This is a genomic window from Kitasatospora sp. NPDC091276 (genome assembly GCF_040684355.1).
Lineage (GTDB): Bacteria > Actinomycetota > Actinomycetes > Streptomycetales > Streptomycetaceae > Kitasatospora.
In genome coordinates, this window is record NZ_JBFBFU010000040.1 from 58,533 (window position 1) to 68,471 (window position 9,939).

The 9,939-nt window shown below is 73.9% G+C and carries 7 protein-coding genes, 1 pseudogene and 1 riboswitch; of the genes and pseudogenes, 4 read left to right on the forward strand and 4 right to left on the reverse strand.

Annotated elements, in window-relative coordinates; translation table 11 throughout:
* The first annotated feature begins 151 nt into the window (after positions 1 to 151).
* The 3 genes from AB0O19_RS34170 (at position 152) to AB0O19_RS34180 (ending at position 3,918) form a co-directional block, all read left to right on the forward strand.
* The gene (locus AB0O19_RS34170) at positions 152 to 1,222 is read left to right on the forward strand and encodes an NlpC/P60 family protein (protein WP_363625125.1); all 1,071 of its coding nucleotides are present in this window, start codon (positions 152 to 154) and stop codon (positions 1,220 to 1,222) included.
* Positions 1,223 to 1,402: 180 nt separating this feature from the next.
* Positions 1,403 to 2,902 (forward strand): APC family permease, encoded by a 1,500-nt coding sequence (locus AB0O19_RS34175; RefSeq protein ID WP_363625127.1) that lies wholly within the window; start codon positions 1,403 to 1,405, stop codon positions 2,900 to 2,902.
* Entirely contained in the window at positions 2,899 to 3,918 is a 1,020-nt protein-coding gene (locus AB0O19_RS34180) for an acetamidase/formamidase family protein (RefSeq protein ID WP_363625129.1), read from the forward strand. The genes AB0O19_RS34175 and AB0O19_RS34180 overlap by 4 nt, the downstream gene beginning before the upstream one ends.
* A gap of 38 nt (positions 3,919 to 3,956) precedes the next feature.
* Here AB0O19_RS34180 and AB0O19_RS34185 read toward each other — a convergent pair whose 3' ends face one another.
* From AB0O19_RS34185 to AB0O19_RS34200, 4 genes are all read right to left on the reverse strand, one after another.
* Positions 3,957 to 4,892, reverse strand: coding sequence for a M56 family metallopeptidase (locus AB0O19_RS34185; RefSeq protein WP_363625131.1), 936 nt, complete (start codon positions 4,890 to 4,892; stop codon positions 3,957 to 3,959).
* Positions 4,889 to 5,257 (reverse strand): BlaI/MecI/CopY family transcriptional regulator, encoded by a 369-nt coding sequence (locus AB0O19_RS34190; RefSeq protein ID WP_363625139.1) that lies wholly within the window; start codon positions 5,255 to 5,257, stop codon positions 4,889 to 4,891. The genes AB0O19_RS34185 and AB0O19_RS34190 overlap by 4 nt, the downstream gene beginning before the upstream one ends.
* A gap of 146 nt (positions 5,258 to 5,403) precedes the next feature.
* Positions 5,404 to 8,154: an FtsX-like permease family protein gene (locus tag AB0O19_RS34195; protein WP_363625132.1), complete on the reverse strand. Its 2,751-nt coding sequence runs from the start codon at positions 8,152 to 8,154 to the stop codon at positions 5,404 to 5,406.
* Complete coding sequence (locus tag AB0O19_RS34200) at positions 8,151 to 9,026, reverse strand: ABC transporter ATP-binding protein (RefSeq protein ID WP_363625134.1); 876 nt, start codon at positions 9,024 to 9,026, stop codon at positions 8,151 to 8,153. The genes AB0O19_RS34195 and AB0O19_RS34200 overlap by 4 nt, the downstream gene beginning before the upstream one ends.
* Positions 9,027 to 9,163: 137 nt before the next feature.
* Positions 9,164 to 9,340: riboswitch (M-box (ykoK) riboswitch) on the forward strand.
* Positions 9,341 to 9,700: 360 nt separating this feature from the next.
* On the opposite strand from AB0O19_RS34200, the pseudogene AB0O19_RS34205 reads away from it, so the two are divergent.
* Positions 9,701 to 9,939, forward strand: a pseudogene (locus AB0O19_RS34205) (manganese transporter); the annotation flags it as partial.

Below are 9,939 nucleotides of genomic sequence, written 5' to 3' on the forward strand. Positions count from 1 at the left end.
ATCGCCAGGGACGGCCCGGAACAGGGGGATTGCGGAACCCCTCCACTCATCTATTAAGTTACTTCGAAGAAGGTGGGTGGGGACCGAACCCCCGTAGGTCCTCGCCCGCCTTCGCCGTCCCCTGCCGTCCCCCGAAGGAGAGCCCCCCGCCATGGGAAAGCGTCGCAAGCCCAGCCCCCCGAGCCGGGCCCGCATGGCGGTCCTCACCACGGCCATGGCCGGCGGCGCCGTCCTCGCCTCCGGCACCGCCCACGCCGAGCCCGCCCCCAACCTGGCCTCCGTCAAGGAACAGGTGGACAAGCTCAACGAGGAGGCGGAGCAGGCCGTCGAGCAGTTCAACGGCTTCCAGGAGAAGCAGCAGAAGCTCCAGGGCGACGCCAGCAAGATCCAGGAGAAGGTCGCCCGCGGGCAGGAGGCGATGAACGAGCTGCGCTCCCAGCTCGGCGCGGTGGCCGCCGACCAGTACCGCACCAACGGCATCGACCCGTCCTTCCAGCTGATGCTCGACTCCGACCCGGCCGCCTACCTGGAGCGCGCCTCGGTGCAGAACCACCTCGCCGACTCCCAGATATCCCTGCTCAAGCAGGCCCAGAACGAGCAGCGCAAGCTCGACCAGGACCGCGCCGAGGCCACCGCCACCCTGGCCCAGCTCGACTCCGTCGGCACCGAGCTGGGGGAGAAGAAGAAGCAGATCCAGGCCAAGCTCGCCCAGGCACAGGGCATGCTCAACAAGCTGAGCGCCGAGGACCGCGCCAAGATCAACGCCCAGCAGAACGCCGAGAAGGCCAAGGCCGAGGCCCAGGCGGCGGCCGCCGCCGACCGGGCCTCCCGCTCCTCGGAGCGCCAGAACATGAACACCCCGGCGCCGCCCGCCAGCGGTCGAGCCGCCGCCATCCTCCAGTTCGCCTACGCCCAGCTCGGCAAGCCCTACGGCTGGGGCGCGACCGGCCCCAGCAGCTTCGACTGCTCCGGCCTCACCGGCGGCGCCTACCGCTCGGCCAACGTCAAGCTGCCCCGGATGTCCCAGGACCAGTGGAACAGCGGCGCCCGCGTCCAGCGCGCCGACCTCCAGCCCGGCGACCTGGTCTTCTTCTACCCCGACATCCACCACGTGGGCATCTACATCGGCGACGGCAAGATGATCCACGCCCCGCGCACCGGCAAGAACGTCGAGGTCCTCCCGATCAGCGCCATGCCGTACGTGGGCGCCGTCCGGCCGTAGGAAGTCCGGCACCGGCAGTCCGGCAGCCCGCTCCCGCCTCGGCGGGGGCGGGCCTTCGCGTTCTCCGGGGCCGCCCGGTCGGTCCTCCTCGTGTGGCGGAACGTGGAAACAGGACCATCTGGAAGTACTTGCCCCTACAGTCTCCCCACACCCCCAGGGTCGTCACGGAGAGGGAGCACCATGGCTGACACGCCCGCGCCCCGGAACATCGAGAGCTACGGCTACCAACAGGAACTCCGCCGGTCCCTGACCTTCACCGACCTGCTCGTCTACGGGCTGGTATTCATGGTGCCGATCGCACCGTTCGGCATCTTCGGCGGCGTGTTCCAGGGCTCCGGCGGCATGGTCGCGCTGGCCTACGTCCTGGGCATGGTCGCGATGATGTTCACCGCCCTGTCCTACGCCCAGATGTCGCGGGCCTTCCCGATGGCCGGCTCGGTGTACACCTACGCCGGGCGGGGCATCGCGGCGCCGGTCGGCTTCCTGTCCGGCTGGATGATCCTGCTCGACTACGTGCTGGTGCCGGGGCTGCTGTACCTGGTCGCCGGTGTCGCCATGAACTCGCTGGTCCCGTCCGTCCCGGTGTGGCTCTGGCTGGTCGGCTTCGTGCTGCTCAACACCGTGGTCAACTACCTGGGCATCGAGACCACCTCCAGGGTCAACAAGGCGATGCTGATCGGCGAACTCGTCGTGCTGGCGCTGTTCGTGGTGGTCGGCGTGATCGCGCTCGCCTCCGGCAAGGGCCGGGGCTTCGACTTCACCCCGCTCTACAACGCGCACACCTTCTCGTGGAGCCTGGTCTTCGGCGCGGTCTCGATCGCGGTGCTCAGCTTCCTCGGCTTCGACGGGATCTCCACCCTCTCGGAGGAGAACCGGGACTCCACCAAGGCCGTCGGCCGGTCGATGGTCGCCGCGCTGCTGCTCGCGGGCACGCTGTTCATCGTGCAGACGTGGGTGGCCTCGCTGCTGGTGCCGGACCCGGACGCCCTGATCCGGGACGGCGATCCGAACGGCACCGCCTTCTACGACGCGGCCCGCACCGCCGCCGGCGGCTGGCTCGCCACGCTGACCGCCGCCTCCACCGCCGTCGCCTGGGGCTTCGCCAACTCCCTGGTCGCCCAGGCCGCCACCTCGCGGCTGCTGTACGCGATGGCCCGGGACCGCCAGCTGCCCGCCTTCCTGGCCCGGATCCACCCCGAGCGCCGGGTGCCGGTCAACGCCACCCTGCTGACCGCCGCGATCTCGCTGCTGCTCGGCCTCTACATGGCCTCGCGCGACGACGGCATCACCCTGCTGAGCACCCTGGTCAACTTCGGCGCGCTGACCACCTTCCTGGTCCTGCACGTCGCCGTCGTCGTCCACTACCTGATCCGCCGACGCAGCAGGGACTACTGGCGCCACCTGATCGCGCCGGTCCTCGGCTTCGCGATCCTCGCCTACGTGGTCGTGAACGCCAACATAGCGGCCCAGCGGCTCGGCTTCGTCTGGCTGGCCGTCGGCGCGGTCGTGCTGGCCGGGCTGGTGGCCACCGGCCGCAAGCCCCGACTGGCCGTCATCGAGCCCGAATCGGCCGTCGAGCCCGGATCCTGCACCGAGCCCGGATCCGGTACCGAGCCCGATCCCGCCACCGGGCCCGAATCCACCGTCGATGCGCCCACCACCCGCGAGGAGAACCCGTGAGCCTGCCCGAGACCGTCCAGCTGGCCCCCGCCCCGGCCGACTACGCCTACACCTTCGGCGGACGCGCACCGCTCGTCACCGTGCGGCCCGGCACCATCGTCGAACTGACCACCGAGGACTGCTTCGGCGGCAAGGTGCGCGGCACCGGCGACCTGCCCAGCCAGGTCTGCGTCTTCCCCTACCTCAACCCGGTCACCGGGCCGATCGCGGTGGCGGGCGCGGAGCCCGGCGACGTCCTCGCGGTGCACTTCGTGGAGATCACCCCGGCCCGGGAGTACGGAGTCTCCAGCACCTTCCCGCACTTCGGCGCGCTGACCGCGACCCACAGCACGGCGATGCTGCACCCGCCGCTGGAGGAGCGGGTCTGGGTCTACGACCTGGACCTCAAGGCGGGCTTCTGCCGATTCCGGGCCCGGAACAGCGACTTCACGGTGGACCTCCCGCTCGACCCGATGCACGGCACCGTCGGGGTCGCCCCGGCGGCCGGCGAGGTGCTGGCCTCGATCACGCCGGGCGCGCACGGCGGCAACCTGGACACCCCCGAGATGCGGGCCGGCACCACCGCCTACTTCGGGGTCAACGTCCCGGGCGGGCTGCTCGCCATCGGCGACGGCCACGCCCGCCAGGGGGAGGGGGAGGTGTGCGGGACGGCGGTGGAGGCGGCCATGCGCACCACCGTGATCGTCGACCTGGTCAAGGGCGGCGGACCGGCCTGGCCGCGGCTGGAGGACGACCGCTTCCTGATCAGCACCGGCTCCGCCCGCCCCCTGGAGGACGCGTTCCGGATCAGCCAGCACGACCTGGTCGGCTGGACCGGGCACCTGCTCGGCCTGGACCAGCTCGACGCCTACCAACTGGTCAGCCAGGCCGGGCTGGCGCCGGCCGCCAACGTCTGCGACACCAACTACACGATGGTCGCCAAGCTGCCGAAGAGCCTGCTCGGGCGGGTCCGCGCCTACGACGGCCTGCACGACCGCCTGCGCGAAACCGCCGAGGCGTACCTGCGGCACCGCTAGGGTCCGCCCGGCATCGTGACCGGGGGACGGCGGACGCCCTACGGGTGCGGCGCGCAGGCCAGCAGGTACGGCAGCAGCGGGAGCGCCGACACCACCATCCAGAAGGCCAGTCGGCGCCTTCGTCGGCCGTGCCCCGGTCGGGCCAGCCGGCGGACCCGGGCCAGCACCCCGGTGGCGGCCACCGCCAGCGACCCGCCGGGCGCGATGCCGTACGCCGTGCCCGGCGCGACGCCGTGCGCGGCGCCCGTCGGGGCCCCGGACGTCGCCAGGGCGCAGAGCGCGGAGGCCAGTTCGCTGCGCGACACCCGCGCCAGCGCGGCGTCGTCGGCCGCCATCTCCAGCAGCAGTCCCACCTCCGCCCGCCCGCGCCGGGCCAGCGGCAGCGGGCCGAACAGCAGGGCGAAGGTGTCCGCCGGCAGCCGGAACAGGTGGTGGCGGCCGCGGATGTGTCCGTGCTCGTGCGCCACCGCCGCGGCCAACTGCCGGTCGTCCAGCAGCCGCAGGGCCCCGCGCGACAGGACCACCCGGGAGCTGCGGCCGGGCAGGCAGTAGACGGTCGGGTGGGCGTGCTCCAGGATCAGGGCGCCCCAGCGCCCGTCCCGGACGGCGACCACGTCCAGCATCGCCCGGTGCCGCCGGCGCGCCCGTCCGGCCCGGACGCCGACGGCCGCCACCAGCGTGGCGATCGCGGCCCCGGCGGCGGCCAGCAGCCACCAGTCGTGGGTGTGCGGGGCGACGGGCCCGGGCGGCTCCGGGTGCGGGAACAGCCCGACCAGCCCGGCCGGCTCGTGGGCGAACGGCTCCACCGCGTGGTGCGCCGCCAGCAGCAACGCGACCAGGAAGGAGGCCATCAGGGCCAGCCAGAGCGCGGCGCCCGCCGCCGGGCGCGCCTGCAACCGGGCCGAGCCGGCCAGCCGGCGCGGCAGCAGGACCCCGGTCACGGCCAGGTGGAGGCCGAGCAGCGCGAGGGTCACCCGGCGTCCCGGGCCTTCACCTGCTCCAGCGCCGCCAGCAGCGCGGACGCCTCGTCGCTGCTCATCCCGTCGACGAAGTGCAGCAGCGCACCCGCCCGGTCCGGCGTGGTCTCCAGCGCCTGGCGCATCAGCCGCGCGGTGTACGCCTCCCGGGTGCAGGTCGGCTCGTACGCCCAGGCCCGGCCCACCTTGTCCCGGCGCAGCCAGCCCTTGGTGTGCAGGATGTCGGCCACCGTGGTGACGGTGGTGTACGCGACCGGCCGCTGGCGCTGGAGGTCGTCCACCACCTCGCGCACGGTGGCGGCCCGGCCCCAGGACCACAGCCGGTCCATGATCTCGGCCTCCAGGTCGCCGAACCCGCGCAGCACCGCCGTTCTCTCCCTCGCCGACCGCCGGCGCCCTTCGCCCGCTAGAACCCGCCCATGGTACGGCGCTCTCGCGCGTGGGTCGCCCGCGCACGCCGAAGCCCGCCCTCCGGAACGGGGGGGCGGGCACCGGCGTGCGCCAGGGGTCAGGACAGCCGCCGCCCCATCGGGATGCGGGAGCGGGTCAGCAGGGCGGCGAGCAGCCCCGCCAGCACCGGGAGCACCAGGACGACCAGCAGCAGCTGGCCCCAGGGGGCGGTGATCAGGGCCGGGTGGCCGCCGAACCCGCTCGCCCGGGACTTCAGCAGGCCCACCGCGGGGACGAAGCCGTTGACCGCCCCGAGCAGCGCCCCGAGCAGGGCGATCATCGCGCACTGCAGTCCCGCCATGGTGCGGCGGATCCGCGGTGGTGCGCCGACGGCGGCCAGGGTGGCCTGGTCCTGGCGGGAGTCGGCGGCGGCCAGTCCGGTGGCGATGCCGGCGGCGCCGAGGACGACCAGTCCGGCGAAGCCGCTGAGGGCCAGGGTGAGGGCGTCGCCGCGGGGCTGGAAGCCGCGCTCGACCTCCAGCTGGGCGGCCCGGTCGAGCCGGACGACGGCGGCCTCGGCGCGCTGCTGGGCCTTGCGGTCGGGCGGGGTGGCGGGCACCCAGATCGAGCCGGTGGGCTTCGCGGTGAGCCCGGGCAGGAGCTTGGGCAGCGCCGAGGGCAGGATCAGGCCCTGGGCGAAGCGGGCGGCGGCCGGGTTCTCGACCAGGACGGCGTCGGCCGGGATTTCCTGGAGGTCGGGCTTGGGGACCTCGCCGGGCTGGAGCGGCGCGCCGGAGCTGCCGCGCAGCTGGAGCACCGCCCGGCCGTCGCCGGCGAGGAAGGCGCGGTCGAAGACCAGGATCTTCCCGGCGGCCAGGGCCTGTTCGGCGGCCGGGTCGTGGATGCCGAACTGGGTGCGGAGCATGGCGGCGTCCCCGGAGGCCAGGTGCGGCGGGCCGGACGCGGTGCGCCAGTTCACGGTGCCCTTGAGCTGGACGGTGCTGGAGCAGTTGGCACAGAACTGGTACACCGCTTCGCCGAGGTCGGCGCGCGGCCCCAGGTCGGTCAGCTGCTTGCCCACCTCGGCGCGCAGGCCGTCGAGTTGCGGTCCGTCGACGGTGGAGAGGAGCTGCACGGCGCCGTACGGGGCCTGCGGCCGGTAGTCGCGGCGGTTCTCGGCGTCGGTGCTGGTGCTGTAGACGCCGATGGCGACGGCCCCGGCCACGGCGGCCATCACGGCGGCGACGGCCGGCGCGGTGCGCGAGCGGTGCCGGGCGGAGTCGCGCAGGGCGAGTCGGGGGCCGAGCGGCAGCCGCCTGGCGAACCGGCCGAGCAGGGCGACGAGTGCGGGGGTGCAGGCGAGCAGGCCGAGTTCGGCGATGACGGAGCCGCCGAGCACGGTCAGCGTGCGGGTGTCGTAGGTGCTGACGACGGGCACGCCGCCGTGTTGCAGCGCGCTCGCGCCGTACAGGGCCAGGGCGGCGCCGGCGGCGAGCAGCAGCACACCGAGCACGGTGACCCAGCGGTTCGGGGCCTGGACGGTGTCCCGGTCGGTGAGTCCGGCGGTGACGCTGCGGCGGGCGGCCTGCCGGGCGGGCAGCGCGGCCGCGAGGAGCGCCGTGAGCAGGCCGATCCCGCCGATCGCGAGCAGGTCCAGTGGCGGCAGGGCGAAGTGCCCGAAGCGGGCACCGCCGGCCCGTTCGATCCACGGGCGCAGCCCGGCGACGAGGCCGCCGCCGAGGACCAAGCCGACCACGGCCCCGGCCGCGCCGAGGACGAGGGCGCCGCCGAGCACCACCGCGCCGACGTGCGTCCGCCGGCCGCCGGCGGCGCCGAGCAGCGCGAGCTGGCGGCGGGAGCGGCGGGCGCCGACCGCGAAGGCGGGGCCGGCGAGCAGGGCGACCTCCAGCAGGCCCATGCCGGTGACGGTGGCCACCACGACCTTGGTGTTGTCGTCGGCGGAGGGGCCGAAGGAGCGGTAGGCGTCCCGGTAGTAGGGGACGGCGGCGCGCGGCGGCGGGGCGAGCGCGACCGAGCGGGCGGTGAGGGTGTAGCCGTGGGCGTTGAACTCCTGGACCTTGGCCCAGTCGAGGGTGGCCCCGGCGGGGAGCCGGACCAGCCAGGCGCCGCGTTCGGGCTCCGGCGGTGCCGCGGCCGGGCTGCCGGGAGGCGTGGCGGCGGCGAGCTGGCTCAGCAACGCGCCCGACTGGGCGACGAGTTCGACCCGGCGGAGGTCGTCCGGGTGCTCGACGACGCCGGTGATGGTGAAGGTGGTCCGCTCCAGGCCCGGAAAGGTGGTGGTGCCGCCGACGGCCAGCCCGGAGTTGTCGAGGAAGGCCCGGGTGGCGGCCAGTTCGCGCGGGCCGCCCGGGGCGCGGCCGTCGACCAGGTTGAGCCGGCCGTGCCAGAGCGGGTCGGTGAGGTCGGCCTCGGTGGTGAGGGTGCGGACCAGGCCTTCGGGGGAGGTCGCGCCGGTCTCCGGGCCCTGTCGGGCGGAGGTGAGCACGCTGCCCGGCGGCAGCAGCCCGGTGACCAGGGTGACCGGGTCGGTGCCGGCGCCCTTCTGCTGCTCGGCCGTGGGCGGCTGCCCGGGGCGGGGCTGGGCCGCGAAGGCGCCGTCCTCGGCGACCGGGGCCTGCTCGACGGCCCGGCCGGGGGCGAGCGAGGTGACGAGGGCGTCCGCCCCGCCCAGCACCCGTTCGACCCGTTCGGCCGGGGTGAGCTGCCCGCTGCGGTGGACGACGTCGGCGCCGGTGACACCGAGGACGGGCAGCGCGATCATGGCGACGATCAGGGCGCTGCGGCCCTTGGCGCGCAGCGCGTCGCGGCGGGCGATGCGCAGGGCGACCTTCCAGGCGCCGAGTCTCATCGGGCCACCTCGCCGAAGCCGTCGGCCGCGTGGCCGAAGTCGCCGACCGCGTGCCCGGTGCCGGTGGCCGAGTGCCCGGCCCCGTCGGCCGGGGCGCTGAGCGGCTCGGAGCTCAGCCGGCGCTTGCCGGTGCGCCGCCCGTGGCTCTCGGAGGCGACCGCGCCGTCCTTCAGGTGGACCACCCGGTCGGCCCAACTGGCGTGCGCGGCCTCGTGGGTGACCATCATGGCGGCGGCCCCGGCGTCGCAGCGGGCGCGCAGCACGGCGAGCACGGCCTCGCCGGTGGCGGAGTCGAGGGCGCCGGTCGGTTCGTCGGCGAGAACGAGGCGGCGCTCGCCGATCAGCGCGCGGGCGATGGCGACGCGCTGCTGCTGGCCGCCGGACATGTCGTCGGGGAAGCGGTCGGCGAGTTCCCCGATGCCGAGTTCCTCCAGGGCGGCGAGCGCCTCGCGGCGGGCGGCGCGTCCGGAGACTCCGTCGAGTTCGCGCGGCAGCGAGATGTTCTCGGCGGCGGTGAGGGCGGGGATCAGGTTGTAGTCCTGGAAGACGTACCCGATGGAGCGCCGCCGAAGGTCGGCGAGCCGGCCGCGGCTGAGGCCGCCGAGGGCCACGCCCTCGACCAGGATCTCGCCCTCGCTGGGCGCGTCGAGTCCGCCGGCCAGGGTCAGCAGGGTGGACTTCCCGGAGCCGGACGGGCCCATGACGGCGACGAACTCGCCGGGGTGGACGGCCAGTTCGACGCCGCGCAGGGCGTGTACCTCGGCGGCTCCCCGCCCGTGCACCCGGGTGACGTTGGCCAGGTGCAGGACGGGTGCGGATCGGGTCGGATCGCTGTGGGACACACTTCCCCCTCGTGAGCTGTTGAGCTGCATATGTCGGTGAACTATATATGCCGGACGGGGGTGCACGTCGAGGGGTGGGTTTGGTCAAGCTTCTACAAAGCTGTCGAAGTTCGTTCGAGACGCCGCTATCCGGGTGAAGGGGAGGGTTTATGCTTGACGAGATTTGAAAGGCACCTCGTTCGGTGAGGCGTCTTCACGGACACAGGCCACTGACCCGACGACGTCGAGAGACGCCCAGGTTCAGGACAGGTCTTCCCGAGTTAAGGGTTGACCCCAAGTGGCTTCCGGCCGATCGGGCTGGACACGCCGTGGAGTGCCAAAGCTCTGACGAGTTGGGGTGTGCCGGTCCCGTGGGGCCGGTCCGCTCCTTGCCGTGTCGCGATGCGGTGCACAGACGGTGCGCCCCCGGCCGGGAGGAGGCGAGAGACATGGACTGCGATAGTCCGGGCCATAGTCGCCCCTGCCCCCGCATGCTCTCGATCACCTCTGGCACGCGGTAACAACCTTCCCTGCGCGCGTTCATCTGACGCTGCGTCATGCGCTCAACCGCGCCCCGACGCACCACGTCTGACGCTCCGTCATGCCCTCACGGCCGCCGCCGCTCAGCGCCGCCGTGTGGTCCGACGCCGTGCGCTCTCGCAGGGAGGATCGCTGCTGCGTGCCCCCTGTCGCCCCCTCAAGGAAGGGGGCAGGGAGGCCCTGCCATGACCAACGTGATGCTGGACCAGAAGGTCCCCACCACCACCCGCACCGCCGTGCTCGACGACGCCCACGTCGGCGACATCAGGGGTGCGCTCGGTACCATCCGGCTCGACGACACCACGCCGCGCCACGGCCTGTCCGCGCGGCTCAAGACCCTGCTCGCCATCGTGGGCCCCGGCCTGATCGTGATGGTCGGCGACAACGACGCGGGCGCCTTCTCGACGTACGGGCAGGCGGGGCA